This is a genomic window from Pseudomonas sp. W2Aug9, assembly GCF_023127755.1.
In the GTDB taxonomy this organism is placed as follows: Bacteria; Pseudomonadota; Gammaproteobacteria; order Pseudomonadales; family Pseudomonadaceae; genus Aquipseudomonas; species Aquipseudomonas synxantha_A.
This window is the reverse complement of record NZ_SPKL01000010.1, coordinates 266,459-281,594: the sequence shown is the minus strand read 5'-3', so window position 1 is coordinate 281,594 and position 15,136 is coordinate 266,459. Positions and strand designations below refer to the sequence as shown.

At 60.5% G+C, this 15,136-nt stretch carries 15 protein-coding genes; 8 read left to right on the top strand and 7 right to left on the bottom strand.

The window, feature by feature from the left end:
* Positions 1 to 2: 2 nt before the first annotated feature.
* From E3O56_RS08200 to rlmF, 4 genes are all read left to right on the top strand, one after another.
* Positions 3 to 431 (top strand): DNA polymerase III subunit chi, encoded by a 429-nt coding sequence (locus tag E3O56_RS08200; RefSeq protein WP_005785137.1) that lies wholly within the window; start codon positions 3 to 5, stop codon positions 429 to 431.
* A gap of 8 nt (positions 432 to 439) precedes the next feature.
* On the top strand, positions 440 to 814 hold the full coding sequence (locus tag E3O56_RS08195) for a hypothetical protein (RefSeq protein ID WP_005785135.1): 375 nt from the start codon (positions 440 to 442) through the stop codon (positions 812 to 814).
* Positions 815 to 1,026: 212 nt separating this feature from the next.
* A complete protein-coding gene (locus E3O56_RS08190) occupies positions 1,027 to 3,873 on the top strand; it encodes a valine--tRNA ligase (RefSeq protein ID WP_248128077.1) in 2,847 nt (948 codons plus the stop codon).
* A gap of 204 nt (positions 3,874 to 4,077) precedes the next feature.
* Complete coding sequence (gene rlmF, locus E3O56_RS08185; RefSeq protein WP_005785132.1) at positions 4,078 to 5,097, top strand: 23S rRNA (adenine(1618)-N(6))-methyltransferase RlmF; 1,020 nt, start codon at positions 4,078 to 4,080, stop codon at positions 5,095 to 5,097.
* A 78-nt stretch (positions 5,098 to 5,175) separates the two neighbouring features.
* Here rlmF and E3O56_RS08180 read toward each other — a convergent pair whose 3' ends face one another.
* Positions 5,176 to 5,457: an HU family DNA-binding protein gene (locus E3O56_RS08180; RefSeq protein ID WP_005785131.1), complete on the bottom strand. Its 282-nt coding sequence runs from the start codon at positions 5,455 to 5,457 to the stop codon at positions 5,176 to 5,178.
* Positions 5,458 to 5,854: 397 nt separating this feature from the next.
* Here E3O56_RS08180 and yejK point away from each other — a divergent pair, with 397 nt between their 5' ends.
* Together yejK and E3O56_RS08170 are read left to right on the top strand one after the other, a co-directional pair.
* Complete coding sequence (yejK, locus tag E3O56_RS08175; RefSeq protein WP_003171997.1) at positions 5,855 to 6,859, top strand: nucleoid-associated protein YejK; 1,005 nt, start codon at positions 5,855 to 5,857, stop codon at positions 6,857 to 6,859.
* Complete coding sequence (locus E3O56_RS08170; protein WP_032877625.1) at positions 6,859 to 7,209, top strand: glutaredoxin family protein; 351 nt, start codon at positions 6,859 to 6,861, stop codon at positions 7,207 to 7,209. The genes yejK and E3O56_RS08170 overlap by 1 nt, the downstream gene beginning before the upstream one ends.
* A 136-nt stretch (positions 7,210 to 7,345) precedes the next feature.
* On the opposite strand, the gene E3O56_RS08165 is transcribed toward E3O56_RS08170, so the two are convergent.
* The 6 genes from E3O56_RS08165 to E3O56_RS08140 all read right to left on the bottom strand — a co-directional run bounded on the left by E3O56_RS08165 (position 7,346) and on the right by E3O56_RS08140 (position 13,495).
* Entirely contained in the window at positions 7,346 to 9,586 is a 2,241-nt protein-coding gene (locus E3O56_RS08165; RefSeq protein ID WP_248091153.1) for a TonB-dependent receptor, read from the bottom strand.
* Between the two features lie 149 nt (positions 9,587 to 9,735).
* Positions 9,736 to 10,713, bottom strand: coding sequence for a FecR family protein (locus tag E3O56_RS08160; RefSeq protein WP_148853387.1), 978 nt, complete (start codon positions 10,711 to 10,713; stop codon positions 9,736 to 9,738).
* A complete protein-coding gene (locus tag E3O56_RS08155) occupies positions 10,710 to 11,288 on the bottom strand; it encodes an RNA polymerase sigma factor (RefSeq protein WP_032877628.1) in 579 nt (192 codons plus the stop codon). Before E3O56_RS08155 ends, E3O56_RS08160 begins: the two co-directional genes overlap by 4 nt.
* 7 nt (positions 11,289 to 11,295) lie before the next feature.
* A complete protein-coding gene (locus E3O56_RS08150) occupies positions 11,296 to 11,622 on the bottom strand; it encodes a DUF3325 domain-containing protein (protein WP_032877629.1) in 327 nt (108 codons plus the stop codon).
* A complete protein-coding gene (locus E3O56_RS08145; RefSeq protein WP_032877630.1) occupies positions 11,622 to 13,196 on the bottom strand; it encodes a PepSY-associated TM helix domain-containing protein in 1,575 nt (524 codons plus the stop codon). Before E3O56_RS08145 ends, E3O56_RS08150 begins: the two co-directional genes overlap by 1 nt.
* The gene (locus E3O56_RS08140) at positions 13,193 to 13,495 is read right to left on the bottom strand and encodes a DUF3649 domain-containing protein (RefSeq protein WP_032877631.1); all 303 of its coding nucleotides are present in this window, start codon (positions 13,493 to 13,495) and stop codon (positions 13,193 to 13,195) included. The genes E3O56_RS08145 and E3O56_RS08140 overlap by 4 nt, the downstream gene beginning before the upstream one ends.
* Positions 13,496 to 13,665: 170 nt before the next feature.
* Here E3O56_RS08140 and E3O56_RS08135 point away from each other — a divergent pair, with 170 nt between their 5' ends.
* Complete coding sequence (locus E3O56_RS08135; RefSeq protein ID WP_005785119.1) at positions 13,666 to 14,154, top strand: sigma-70 family RNA polymerase sigma factor; 489 nt, start codon at positions 13,666 to 13,668, stop codon at positions 14,152 to 14,154.
* The gene (locus E3O56_RS08130) at positions 14,151 to 15,092 is read left to right on the top strand and encodes a FecR domain-containing protein (RefSeq protein ID WP_103733378.1); all 942 of its coding nucleotides are present in this window, start codon (positions 14,151 to 14,153) and stop codon (positions 15,090 to 15,092) included. Before E3O56_RS08135 ends, E3O56_RS08130 begins: the two co-directional genes overlap by 4 nt.
* Positions 15,093 to 15,136: the final 44 nt, after the last annotated feature.

Here is a 15,136-nt window from a genome sequence, read left to right as displayed (position 1 = left end):
CAATGACCCAAGTCGACTTCTATATATTGCCCAGCGCCGATCCCCTCGCGCGCCTGGACTTTGCCTGCAAGCTCACCGAAAAAGCCTGGCGCATGGGCCACCGCATCTACCTGCATTGCAGCGATGCCGCCCAACGCGATGAGCTGGATGCCCGCCTGTGGCGCTTCAAGGGCGAAAGCTTCGTGCCCCACGGCCCCGCCGAATCCGAACCTGAAAGCCTGGTAGTCCTGGGTGTGGGCGACAGTTGCGGCGATCACCATGACCTGCTGGTCAACCTGGACCTGAAAGTACCGGCCTTTGCCAAGGCTTTTGCCCGCGTGGCGGAAGTGGTGGTGGAAGACCCGGCTATTCGTCAGGCCGCGCGGGAGAGTTTCCGTTTCTATCGCGAACAGGGCTATTCTCTGCAGGATCACCGGCTACAACGACTTTAGAGCACACGATGGACACTCCCAACCCGCTGAAAAAAGACGACCACCTGCTGGACGACCTGGAGTCGATCCGTCAGTTGCTGGGTGATGACAACCTGCAACCGCCGCTGCTGACCGAAACGGCCGATGGCGAGGTACAGATCCCGCTGCTGTTCGACATGGTCAGCGGCAAGCCTGCCGCGCCGGAACCTGTGGTTGCAGAACCCGCTCCCGCCGCAGAAAAAGCCCCCGATGCCCTGCTCCTGCACCTGGACAATGAACTGCGCGCCGCCGCGCAATTGATCATGCAGGATGTGATTGACGACTTTGCGCCGCATATTGAAGCCGAGATCAAGCGTCGGATGGATGCGCGGATGGAGCGGTTGCTCAGCCAGTACCAGTCCTAAACGACACTGATATTTCCTGTGGGAGGGGGCTTGCTCCCGATAGCGTTGTATCAGCCGATGATTCGGTGGCTGACACTCAGCAATCGGGAGCAAGCCCCCTCCCACATTAGTTTTGCATCAGCCTTAAGTCCGTCTTCAACTCGCCCTCCTCGTCCTCCCCCGTTATACTTGCCGGCTTTCCTGAATAAATGCCAACTAGGGTCCCGCCGCGCATGGATAAGACCTACCAGCCCCACGCTATCGAAACTTCCTGGTACAACACCTGGGAGTCCGAGAACTATTTCGCCCCACAAGGTGCGGGCGACTCGTACACCATCATGATCCCGCCACCGAACGTCACTGGCAGCCTGCACATGGGCCATGGCTTCAACAATGCGATCATGGATGCGTTGATCCGTTTCCGCCGTATGCAGGGTCGCGACACCCTGTGGCAGCCGGGCACCGACCACGCTGGTATCGCCACGCAGATGCTGGTGGAACGCCAACTGGAAGCCACCGGCCAGAACCGTCACGACCTGGGCCGCGAGAAATTCCTGGAGAAAGTCTGGGAATGGAAAGATCAGTCCGGCGGCAATATCAGCCGTCAGATCCGTCGCCTGGGCTCCTCCGTGGATTGGAGCCGCGAGCGCTTCACCATGGACGACGGCCTGTCGGAAGCCGTGAAGGAAGCCTTCGTGCGCCTGCACGAAGACGGCCTGATCTACCGCGGCAAGCGCCTGGTCAACTGGGACACCAAGTTGCACACGGCCATTTCCGACCTCGAAGTGGAAAACCACGATGAGAAAGGTTTCCTGTGGAACCTCAAGTACCCACTGGCTGACGGCGCCCGGACCGCTGAGGGCAACGATTACCTGATCGTCGCCACCACTCGTCCGGAAACTATGCTCGGCGATGCCGCCGTCGCCGTTAACCCGAACGACGAGCGCTACCAGGCGCTGATCGGCAAGTTCGTCGAACTGCCACTGGTTGGCCGCCGCATCCCGATCATTGCGGACGACTATTGCGATCCTGAATTCGGCACCGGCTGCGTGAAAATCACCCCGGCCCACGATTTCAACGACTATGAAGTCGGCAAACGTCACAACCTGCCGCTGCTGAACATCTTCGACAAGAATGCCGCCGTATTGCCGGCCTGCCAGGTATTCAACCTGGACGGCTCGTTGAACGACAGCATCGACGGCAAGATTCCGGCCGAATATGCCGGCCTGGACCGTTTTGAAGCGCGCAAGCAGATCGTTGCCGCCTTCGACGCCGCCGGCTTGCTGGTCAGCGTCGACGACCACGGCCTGAAAGTGCCGAAGGGCGATCGCTCCGGCACCGTGATCGAACCGTGGCTGACCGACCAATGGTACGTGTCCACCAAGCCGCTGGCAGAGCCTGCCATCGCCGCCGTGGAAGATGGCCGCATCCAGTTCGTGCCTAAACAGTACGAAAACATGTACTTCTCGTGGATGCGCGACATCCAGGATTGGTGCATCAGCCGTCAGCTGTGGTGGGGCCATCGTATTCCGGCCTGGTATGACGAGTCGGGCAAGGTCTATGTAGGCCGCGACGAAGCCGAAGTGCGTGCCAAGCACAACCTCGGCGCCGACATCGTGCTGCAACAGGACAACGACGTACTGGACACCTGGTTCAGCTCGGGCCTGTGGACGTTCTCCACCCTGGGTTGGCCGCAGCAGACCGAATTCCTGAAGAAATTCCACTCCACCGACGTGCTGGTCACCGGCTTCGATATCATTTTCTTCTGGGTTGCCCGGATGATCATGCTCACCATGCATTTGGTGAAAAACGAAGACGGCACCCCGCAGGTACCGTTCAAGACCGTGTACGTACACGGCCTGGTACGCGACGGCCAGGGCCAGAAGATGTCCAAGTCCAAGGGCAACGTTCTGGACCCGCTGGACATCATCGACGGCATCGACCTGGAAACCCTGGTACAGAAACGCACCTCGGGCTTGATGCAGCCAAAACTGGCGAAAAAGATCGAGAAGCAGACCCGCGACGAATTCGCCGACGGCATCGCCAGCTACGGCACCGACGCCCTGCGCTTCACCTTCTGCTCGCTGGCCTCTACCGGTCGCGACATCAAGTTCGACATGGGCCGCGTCGAAGGCTATCGCAACTTCTGCAACAAGATCTGGAACGCCGCGCGCTACGTGCTGGATAAAGGCGAAGACTGCGGCCAGAACGGCGAAGCCTATGAGTTGAGCCTGGCTGATCGCTGGATCATCTCGCAGTTGCAGCGCACCGAAGCCGAAGTGACCCGCCAGCTCGACCAGTTCCGTTTCGACCTGGCTGCACAGGCGCTGTACGAGTTCATCTGGAACCAATACTGCGACTGGTACCTGGAACTGTCCAAGCCGGTGCTGTGGGACGAAAACGCCCCGGTCGAACGCCAGCGCGGTACTCGCCGCACCCTGGTGCGCGTACTGGAAGTTGCGCTGCGCCTGGCGCATCCGTTCATGCCGTTCATCACCGAAGAAATCTGGCAGCGCCTGGCGCCGCTGGCCGGTATCGAAGGCAAGACCATCATGCTGCAACCTTGGCCAGTGGCCAATGAAGCGCGCATCGATGAGGCCGCCGAAAGCGATATCGAATGGCTCAAGACCCTGATGCTCGGCACGCGCAACATCCGCGCCGAGATGAACATCGGGCCGGGCAAGCCATTGGCGGTGTTCGTCAAGAACGCCAGTGCCGAAGATCAGCGCCGTCTCGGCGAGAACGACGCGTTGCTCAAGAAGCTGGCCAAGCTGGAGTCGATCACCGTATTGGCTGCCGATGCCGAAGCGCCGCTGTCCGCCACTGCATTGGTGGGCGACATGGAAGTGCTGGTACCGATGGCAGGCCTGATCGACAAGGGCGCCGAACTGGCCCGTCTCGACAAGGAAATCGCACGCCTGCAAGGCGAAGTGCAACGCGTGGGCGGTAAGCTGTCCAACGCGGCATTCGTCGACAAGGCGCCGGCGGAGGTGATCGAGAAAGAACGCGCCAAGTTGGCCGAAGCTGAACAGGCTTTGGGCAAACTGGCCGAGCAACATGCGCGGATTTCCAGCCTGTAAGGCTTGAGTCGCGTAAAGAAAGAGACCTTCGGGTCTCTTTTTTTTGCCTCTGTGGGAGGGGGCTTGCTCCCGATAGCGGTGTATTAGTCTCAATATTTTTGACTGTCACACCGCTATCGGGAGCAAGCCCCCTCCCACATTTGACCGGGTTGAGCTCAGGATGTGTGACAATGGCCGCCACTTTGAGCCAACACCAGAATCATCATGACCGCCCCCACTACGCCTAAACCTTCGCGCAAGAAGCCTAAATCCGCTACCCCGGCCAAGCCCGTGGTACCGCGCAAAGAGGCCACCCTGCACCCGCGCAACCGCCACACGGGCCGTTACGACTTCCCGGCGCTGATCAAGACCACGCCAGAACTGGCGAAATTCGTGATCATCAACCCCTACGGCAAGGAAAGCATCGACTTCGCCAGCCCGGACGCGGTGCGGGTGTTCAACCGGGCGTTGCTCAAGTCGTTCTATGGCATCCAGCATTGGGACATCCCGGCCGATTACCTGTGCCCCCCGGTACCGGGGCGTGCCGACTATGTGCATTTCCTCGCCGACCTGCTGGCCAGCGTCAACGACGGCAAGATCCCGCGTGGCTCGATCGTCAAGGTGCTGGATATCGGCATGGGCGCCAACTGCGTCTACCCGCTGATTGGCTACATGGAGTACCGCTGGAACTTCCTGGGCTCGGAGGTCGACCCTATCGCCGTGAGCGCCGCCAAGGCCATCGTGCAGTCCAACGACCTGAGCAAGGTTATCCAGCTGCGACAGCAGCCCAACCCCAAGCAGATCCTGCTGGGTTTGCTGGAGCCGGGCGAACGCTTTGACCTGACCATGTGCAACCCGCCGTTCCATGCATCCATGGATGAAGCCACCAAGGGCAGCGAGCGCAAGTGGCGCGCCCTGGGCAAGGCGGATCCGAAACGCAAGTTGCCGGTACTCAACTTTGGCGGCCAATCGGCTGAACTGTGGTGTGAAGGCGGCGAAGCACGCTTTGTGACGCAGTTGATCGCCGAGAGCGCGCATTTTGCCCACAAGGTGTTGTGGTTCAGCACCCTGGTGTCAAAAGCGTCCAACTTGCCTGCGATCGAAACCGCGCTGAAAAAAGCCGGCGTGCTGGAAAGCCAGGTGGTAGAGATGTCTCAGGGGCAGAAGCAAAGCCGGTTTGTGGCCTGGACGTTCCAGACCAAGAATGAGCAGCAGATCTGGCGCCAGCGCTGGGTGCGCGACTAACCTTTCATCACAGTAAAACCGCAGGCAACAAAAAACCGTGCCCGGATCACTCCGGAGCACGGTTTTTTTTACTGCGTCTTACTTGTTAACAGCGTCGGTCAGGCCTTTAGCCACAACCAGCTTGATAACTTTCTTGGCAGCGATTTCGATGGCAGCGCCAGTCGAAGGGTTACGGCCAGTACGGGCAGGACGCTCGGTTACTTTCAGCTTGCCAATGCCTGGCAGAGTGATTTCGCCGCCATTTTCCAGCTGATCAGCAACGATCTGGCCCAGTTGGTCCAGAGCAGCGCGCGCGGTGGTTTTTGGCGCGTCGATAGCTTCAGCGATATCAGCGATCAGTTGGTCTTTAGTCAAAGCCATTGTGGTGTTCCTTCCCTATCAAATTCATATGGATTGCAGAGTGCAGTGTCAGCCGTCGAGCCCGACCGTCATGGCCTGGCATCCCCGGCTATAACCACGGAGATCGGGGTTATAGATGCTTGAAACGGGGATTGGTTCGACCTGACAAATGCTGAATGCACGCTTAACGCCGAGACTTGGCGTAAGACGGGGCAAAACTAGCACAGAGACGGGGAAATATCCGCCTCAACATACCCATTTGGTCAGCTTTATCGCTCTAAACCGTGAAAAAAAGGCATATGGGCAGTCGGAGGGCATCCAAAATGCCCTTCGGGGCACGTCACGGCCAATGGGTGCGGTACACTGGGCGACTTTTCGGGGAGGCCGCCCCCTCCCCCTTCAACCAGCCGAGAAGCCTATGCCGATCCGTCATTGCATCGTCCACCTGATCGACAAAAAACCCGACGGCACCCCCGCAGTGCTCCATGCCCGCGACTCCGAACTGTCCGAGTCGGCCGCCATCGAGAACATGCTTGCCGACCTCAACGAGAGCTACAACGCCAAACAAGGCAAGGCCTGGGGTTTCTTCCATGCCGAGTCCGGCGCGCATCCGTTCAGCGGCTGGTTGAAGGAATACTTTGACGGTGGCCAGGACTTCACCACCTTCAGCCGCACTGCGGTGGAACACCTGCAGAAGCTGATGGAGGAGTCCAACCTCTCCACCGGCGGCCACGTGCTGTTTGCCCATTACCAACAAGGCATGACCGACTACCTGGCCATCGCCCTGCTGCACCACAGCGAAGGCGTGGCAGTCACCGACGAGCTGGACGTGACGCCCTCGCGCCACCTGGACCTGGGCCAGTTGCACCTGGCGGCGCGCATCAACGTCTCCGAGTGGCAGAACAACAAGCAGTCCAAGCAATACATCTCCTTTATCAAGGGCAAGAACGGCAAGAAAGTCTCGGAGTACTTCCGCGACTTTATCGGTTGCCAGGAAGGCGTCGACGGCCCGGGCGAAACCCGCACCCTGCTCAAGGCGTTCAGTGACTTCGTTGAAAGCGAAGACCTGCCTGACGAATCCGCCCGCGAAAAGACCAAGACCCTGGTGGACTACGCCAGCAGCCAGGCCAAGCTCGGCGAACCCATGGGCCTGGAAGAACTCTCCGGCCTGATCGATGAAGATCGGCCAAAAGCGTTCTACGACCATATCCGCAACAAGGATTACGGCCTGTCGCCGGAGATTCCGGCCGACAAACGCACTCTCAACCAGTTCCGCCGCTTCACCGGGCGCGCCGAGGGCTTGTCCATCAGCTTTGAAGCGCACTTGCTGGGCGACAAGATCGAATACGACGAAGCCGCCGGCACCTTGATCATCAAGGGCCTGCCGACCCAACTGACCGATCAGCTCAAGCGCCGTAATTGATGCTGGGCGGGGTTTTAAAGAAAGTCCTGCTGGTGTTGCTGGTGGTAGTCGCGATCCAGAACTGGGGCAAGATCGAGCGGGTGTTCAACCCGTCACAGGTGGTGCCGGAGCAGGTACGCGCCTCGGCGCGTGTGGTGCTCTATGCCACCGAGTGGTGTGGGTACTGCAAGCAGATCCGGCGTTTTCTGGACCAGAAGGGTATCCCGTACCAGGCCGTCGATATCGAGAAGGATGCCCAGGCGCGCAAGGCGTATGAAGCACTGGGCGGGGGTGGGATTCCGTTTGTGGATGTGAACGGGACTTTGATTCGCGACTACAACCCGGATGCGATCATGGCGGCGCTGAAGTAACCTGATTCCTGAAACACCGTGGATCAAATGTGGGAGGGGGCTTGCTCCCGATAGCAGTGTGCCAATCAATGAAAATGATGACTGATTCACCGCTATCGGGAGCAAGCCCCCTCCCACATTTGGTTTTGTGGTGGTCTTAGAAGTTGGCTTCCAGCGACACCATCGCTGTACGCTCCTCGCCCACGTTGTAATACGCCGTACTCGCCCCCAACCCGTTGACCGGCGCCGAGTTGAACGCCACGGTACGCGCCGAACTCAAGTATTCCTTGTCGAAGACGTTGAGCATCGACAGGCGCAGGGTCGCCGACTTGATGACCCTCTTGTCCACCGGCAAGTAAATACCGGCATTGAGGTCAAACACCGTACGGCCTTCGATCTTCTCCTTGTTGGTCAAATCACCATAAAAGCTGCCGACATACTTGCCCGCGACGTTGCCGTAAAACCGCGAGTCGTCGTACCCGAACACCAGGTTGAACATGTTTTCCGGCACGTTGGCCAGTTGCTTGCCCGAGGTTGGCAGCAGCACATTCTTACTGAGCAGGTCGTCCTTCTGCTCGGACTGGGTGTAGGTGTACGAGGCGTAGTAGTTGAAGTTGTGCGGCAACAAGCCACTCCACTCCAGCTCCAGGCCCTTGTTATCGACGCTGCCGACGTTAAGCACCATGTAGTCACCGCTGGCGTCGGTGGTCGACACCTGGCGATCCTTGAAACTGATATAGAACAAGGTCGCACTCAGCGCCATGTCGTCTTCGGTGTAGCGCCAGCCCAGTTCCTGGTTCCAGCTCAATTCGGACTTGAGGCTGACGGAGTCGCCCTTGTTGTACAGCACGTAGTTGGGCGGCGTGCGCATATTGCGAGTGACGTTGTAGAACGCCTGGTTGCTTTCATCGACCTGGTACTTGGCGCTGAAGTTGGGCAGGAACTGATGGTAACGGGTGTTACGTTTTTCCGCTTTGTCGTAGAGGCTGCCGAGATTGTTGCCGTCGCGCTCGACGTATTGGTAGGCCAGGCCCGCGACAAAACTCAGGTCCGGCGTGGCTTGCCAGTTGTCCTGTACCCAGAGTTTCTGCGCCGGGGTAACGGTGTAATAGTGGCGGCCTTGTACAGTGGCGCCATTCTTGTCGACCACCTGCCCGCCGCTGTTGTAATCGCCCCACACATCATCGGGTGCGCCCTCGCCGTTGATCCCGATAAATGGCTGGGTCTGGCGCTGGCGTGCGCGTTCATACCAGTAACCGTAGTCCAGACTGTGCGCTTCGTTGATGTCCCACTTCATTTTGGCCGTGACGCCCGGGCGCCAGGTCTCGGTCCATGAAGGGCGATAATAGTTGGCCGATTGCAGGTTACTCAGGTCGTAGTTGCCGGCCTTGTCAGACTTTGGCCCCAGGTTGGAGGCGGTCTGGCCGCTGAAGCTGCCGCCGTTGGACCAGTAGTAGTACGGCGTGACTGTCAGCGACAGGTTGTCTTGCAATTGCCAGCGCTGGGTCAGCGTGGCGTTTACGCTTTCGAAGGGGTTGCGGTTGAGCTTGTAGGACGCAGACAACAGACCTGCCTTGTACACCGGGCTTTCGGCGTAGTCCTTGCGCCGCCCCTGCGTGTCAAACTGTGATTTGCTCAGGCTGTTGTAGTTGTAGTTTTCCTGTTTGTTGTACTTGACCGTGGCCAGTGTGGAATTGCCGTTGTCATCTTCGAACAAGCTGCTCCACTCGATCTTGTCGCTGCGCAGAGTGCCCTTGCCGCGCCACTTGTCGCCTTCCAGATGCGACGCCGAGACCCAGGTTTTCAGGCCGCCAAAATCGCCGGTATTAGCCCGCACAAACGTCTTGCGCAGGGCGTTGGCACCTACGATCTGCTTGGCGAATACCCCGGCATCCTTGGTCGGCCGGACAGTGATCATGCCGATGTTGCCGCCGCTGGAGCCAATGTGCGGGCCGTCTGCCTCGGAAGAGCCTTGGGTGGCGAACACTTCGGCGAGGTTTTCCGGGTCACCCAGCTGGTTGGAATACACGCTGTAGTTGCCCGAGTCGTTGATCGGCACGCCGTCAACCGAAACCCCGACCTGGTCCGAACTCATGCCGCGCATGGTGAAGGTGGTGCCGCTGGTGCCGCTGGCGTCATCACTGGAAACGTTGATGCCCGGGGTGTACTTGAGCTTGTCGATGGCGTTGGCGGTGCCCGACATTTCATCCATGGCTTCTTTGGTGACCGTGGAACGCGCCTTGGCACTTTCTTCGCGGATCATATGGCCGTTGCCCAGGGTCTGCTTGCCGGTAACGTTCACCGACCCCACATCCTGTGTGTCATCGGCCAGAACCAGCGGCGCAAAGCCGCCCAGGCCCGATGCCATAAGCAGGGCATAAAGAGTGTTGTAGTTCACGTGTAGATCCCTTACTGACATTGTTGTGTTGTATGGGGCAGAGGTGCTCTTCCTGACCACTTGTTCAGGAACCCAGGGATGATCCACGGCACGTGTAACCGTTTGGTGACAGGTTTTGGCGATTGCGATGAAGGTTTGGTGAAGCGCGCCTAGCGCAACACGATCATGCGCCCCAGCAGCGAGTGTTGTTCAAAGCCGAGCACCGCTTGCAGCGCATTCAACACCGCCTGCGGATCCTTGCTTGGAAAGCTGCCGCTGACGCGCCTGGCGCCCATCTCATCGTTAAGCAACACGATGCGGCCCGGGTAATAACGGCTCAGGTCCTTGACCACATCCGCCAGCGGCGCCTTGTAGTAATTGAGCCAGCCGTCACGCCAGGCCAGGCGTGACTGGCTGTCGACAGCGTGCAGGGTGTCGGCTACGCCGTCGGCATAGGCCACTTGCTGACCTGCAGCCAGTACCTGTTGCAGGCCCTGTTTGGATGGCGTCACGCCAACCCGTCCGGATAACACGGTGACCTCTGCCCCGGCAGGTTGCAGGCGCACTTCAAACTGGGTGCCCAGCACCCGCGCTTCACCACCGCCCGCCTCCACCACGAAAGGCTGGCCCGTGTGGGTCACACTGAAAAATCCCGCACCGCGACGCAGTTGGATATGCCGCTCGCCATGGCTGAAATCCACGGCAATCGCGCTGTCGGCATCGAGGGTGACCTGGGATTGATCTGCCAGGGTAAAGGTCTTCACCTCCCCCGCCGCCGTCACGTAATCGGCACCTAACTCATCGACCCAGCGCGACGGCTGCCAACCTGCGCCCATCGCCACCATCAACAGCAGGCTTGCGGCCATCGCCAGGGCGCCGGACCAACGCACCCCACGTGAACGCTTGGAGGTGTTGATCTTATTGAGGTAGCCCTGTAAGGCCAGCGCATCCTCATCAGCCAGCTGGCGTGCCGGCACTTCGCTCAACTCCCACAGCACCTGGGCCTGGGCGTAGGCCTCGACATGCGCGGGATCAGCGCGCAGCCAGCGGCTGAAAGTAGCCTGGTCGCCGCTGCTGGGCTGGTCATGCAACAGGCTCAGCCAGGCCAGCGCGGCCTGTTCCTGGGCGGGTGTGGGCGTAACGTTCACGGTGCTTTCCCTGGCGTGCGTGGAGGCGGCGGTTCGCGAAGGCTGGCCTTGCAGGCTTCGAGGGCGCGCATCATATGTTTTTCCACGGCGCTTTGGGACAGCCCCATGGCCTTGGCGATCTCCGCGTATTTGCGACCGTGGATGCGGTTGAGCAGGAAAATCTGCCGGGTGCGCTCGGGCAAGCTGCGCAAGGCGGCTTCGACATGGCGCAGATCATTGCCGGCCTCCAGCGCCGCCTGGGGTTCGCACCGCTGGTTATCTTGTTGCTCCGGCAACCAGCCTTCATTGCTGCGCACTCGGGCGCCTTCAGTGCGCAAATGGTCAATGGCGATATTGCCCGCGCAGCGCAGCAAGTAGGTACTGAGCTCTTCGACCTGCACCAGGGGGCGGCGCCAGAAACGCAGGAACAAATCCTGCACCAGGTCGGCCGCGGTGGCGCGGCAACCGACGCGGCGGCTGACCAGTGCCTCCATCTGCGAGCGCTGGGACAAAAATACCTGCAGGAAATGCGCACGCCCACCGGCCGCATCTGTGTGCGGGCTGTCCTGGGGTTCCGGCGGTGGACTGATCATCATGGCAGGCTCAGGACAGGGCGAATGCCGTAACAGGGCTGGCCAGCAGGCTCAGGCCCGCCAGGATCAAGGCCAGCCTTGGGCGATAAGGCAGCAGCAACACCAGCAGCAAGGCGCTGAGCATCAACACCGCGCACCACTGCACCAGGCCCTGGCTCCAACCGGCGGCAAGCACCGCGGGCCAGATCGCGACAATCAGCAGCAACCAACCGCCCACGCGCAGCCCCAAACGCCGAGTGGGCGTGGGTTTGCTGTGCAGCAGCTCGCCGTGGTGACGGTCTGTGGACAGGCACAGCGCAGTAAACCCGGCGTAGCACATCAGCAGCGCGAGCAGCATCAGCTGGCCTCCTGCTTGAGCGTCAGGCCACGTGCACGTTCGGCCTTGGGTTGCGGCGCGGTGCGATGGTGCATCTTCCAGGCCGCCCAGGCGAGAAACGCACCACTGGCCAGGCAGGTCAGATCGAAGCCGGCCATCGCCCAGTCGCCATTGACCAGAGAAACGCCCAAATGCTGCGAGGTGGTGCTGGCGTTAAGCAGTGGGACCGCCGCAAACAGCAACGCGCCGAAGCTCAGTTGCTCGACCCAACCCTGGCGACCGCGACGCAACATGGCGTGCAACAGGCTCAGGCCCCAGGCGGTAAAGAAGGCTTGTACTTCCCAGTCGGAACGCTCGGCGAAACTCACCGGCAACAGTCGGTTGGCCCAGAAAAACGCAGCGATGGCGATCATCAGCCCGGACATGCTGGCAATGTTCAACACTTCCACCAACCGCAGTTCAAACGGCATCACCGAAGCTTTGGCATGCTTGAGCTGGCGCTTGCCGAGCCAGATCACCAGCCCCGTGCCAATCATCGCAGTGCCCGCCAGGCCGCAGATAAAGTACAACCAACGCAGCACGGGACCGGCAAAATGGCCCATGTGCAAACCATAGAAACTGCCACCAATCACCGCAGGCAAAGACGGCTCGCCACTGGCCCGCAACAGCTCGCCAGTGGTGCCGTTGAACGACAGGGTATTGCCAAAGGCGTGCACCACGCTGTCGGAGCCGGCGCGAAACACATTCACCGAGGCGTTGACATCGCCAGGGTTATTGACCGCCAGCCGCCCCACATGGCCGCCCGCCCACTGCTCGCGCGCCTGCTGGTACATCGGCAGTAACGGCAGCAACTGACCGGGCTGGCCGAGGGCCGGCGCATTGTTGGTAGCGGGGAACAACTCATCGAAGAACGCCCGGCTGTCGTCGCCATAGGACGCCATGATAGGCGCGGGCATGACCATGTTCATGAAAATCACCAGGCTGCTGTAGGTGATCATCAGGTGAAACGGCAGCACCAGCACGCCCACCGCGTTGTGCCCGTCGAGCCAGGAGCGCTGACCTTTGCGCGGGCGGAAAGTGAAGAAGTCCTTGAAGATTTTCTTGTGGGTGATGATGCCGGTGATCAGCGCGACCAACATCACCATGGCGGCGATGGTCGACAGCCAGCGGCCCCACGGGTAAGGCATTTGCAGCTGGAAGTGGAACCGATAGAAGAACTCGCCGCCCTTGCTGTCGCGGGCCTGGACGGGTTGGCCGCTGACCGGGTCGAGGGTTTTCTGGATGAAGGTGCCGCGCTTGCCGGGCTCGACCTTGTCTTGCCACATCACGGACAGGCCGGGATCACGATGGGTAGGCAAGGTAATGAACCAGCGTGCGGCCGTGGGCGCCTGTTGTTGCAGGTAATTCTGGGCTACGGCAAGGCTACGCCCGTCGTCCAGGGGATGGGCCTGCACTTCGGGCTGCATCCAGTGGGTAATTTCGTCTTTGAAATAGGCCAGGGTGCCGGTCAGGAAAATCGCAAACAGCAGCCAGCCGAAGATCAATCCGGCCCAGGTATGCAGCCAGGCCATGGCCTGGCGAAAGCCCTCTTTCATGTGCGCGCCACCCAGAAACCAACGCCGGCCAACGTGGCGAACAGCGCACTTGGCACCATCACCCCGGCCCAGGCGCGCCAGGCCGTGCGGCAAGCAAAACACCAGAGCACCGCCAGCAGGTAGAACACAAACGAACTCATCATGCCGGTGACCACCGCATCGGCGCGGGAAGTGGGCAACCAGAGCGCCAGGCAGATGGCGGCCAGGGAGGCCATCAAGTAACCACCGATCACAGCCGCCAGCACGCGCGAGGTGACGGCGAGGCGATAGGAAATGGGCAATGCGGTTTTGCTTTTCATGCGGCAGGCGCCAAGTTCATCAACGCGCAATATTAATGATAAATATTCTCATAAGCAAAAGAGAACGGATGATTCGCCTGCCCTGGCCGATTGCCGAAGCTCGTTACCCGCCCTACAATGCGAACAATTCTTGTTCTCTAAAGCGTGTCAATGCTTGTGGAGTGATCGCGTTGCAGCCGTCCAACACCGTCGAAGTTTTGTATAACGACCATCACCACTGGCTCACCGGCTGGTTGCGACGCAAGCTCGGCTGCCCGGAAAACGCCGCCGACCTGGCCCAGGACACCTTTATTCGCGTGCTCAGCGCACGGGATACCCCGACACTGATCGAGCCCCGCGCCTTCCTCACTACCGTGGCCAAGCGCGTGCTGTGCAACTTCTATCGCCGCCAGGACCTGGAGCGCGCCTACCTTGATGCCTTGGCGCAAATGCCCGAGCAGGTGGCGCCATCGGAAGAAGACCGCGCAATCATTCTGCAAACCCTGCTGGAGCTGGACCAACTGCTCGACGGCCTGCCCAGGCTGGTTAAACGTGCGTTCCTGCTGGCCCAGCTCGACGGCCTGACCTACGCGCAAATCAGCGCAGAACTGGGCATTTCCATCGCCACGGTCAAACGCCACCTGACCAAAGCCGCCATGCGCTGCTACTTCGCCCTATGAACGTGTCCAGCCAAGTCGCCGAACAAGCCGTGCACTGGCTGCTGGAAATGCAGCAAGGCGCGCTCAACCCTCGCCAGCAAGCGGCCTGGCAACAATGGCTGAACGCCCACAGCGAGCACCAGCGTGCGTGGGAGCAGATTCAGCAGGTCAATCAGCGCTTGCGCGGGATGCCCTCGCCCCTGGCGCACGCTGCGTTGAATGCACCGCGCTCCAGCAGCCGACGCCAGGCGCTGAAGTTGCTGTTAATCCTGGGCGCTGGCTCGGCAGCGGCCTGGAGCCTGCGTCAGCAACATATTCTGCCGCCGCTGAGCGCCGACTATCGCAGCCCGGTTGGCCAGCGCCGTACGGTGCAATTGGCCGACGGCAGCCAGTTGCAGCTCAACACCGGCAGCGCGGTGGATGTACATTTCGACGGTCGGCAGCGCCTGGTACGCCTGCTCGAAGGGGAAATCCTGCTCACCTCCCGTGCCGGTGATACGCCGTTGCGCGTGCTGACCGGCCAGGGCCTGCTCAGCAGCCAGGCGGCGCGCCTGAATGTGCGCCAGTTCAACGACCACACCCAATTGGCGGTGCTGGCCGGCCAGGTCGAGGTGATGCCCAACAACTACAGCGGCTTGCCGCTGAGCGTCGATGCCGCACGCCAGGTCAATTTCACCCGCAAGGGCTGGGACACCCCACGCGCCACCGACGCCAACAGCGGCGCCTGGGCCGACGGTATGTTGGTGGCTGCACACATGCGCCTTGAAGACTTCTTGAATGAACTGGGGCGTTATCGTCGCGGCCAGCTCAATTGTGACCCGCAGGTGGCAAACCTTTTGCTGTCCGGCAGCTACCCGCTGGATAACAGCGAACGCATCCTGGACCTGCTGGAAATCAGCCTGCCGGTGAAAGTTCGGCGCTTTACCCGCTATTGGGTGACCGTGCAGGCCCGAGCCTGAATTTATTTTGCATTTGTGTGAGCTGTTTTCCGCACCTGGCGTGA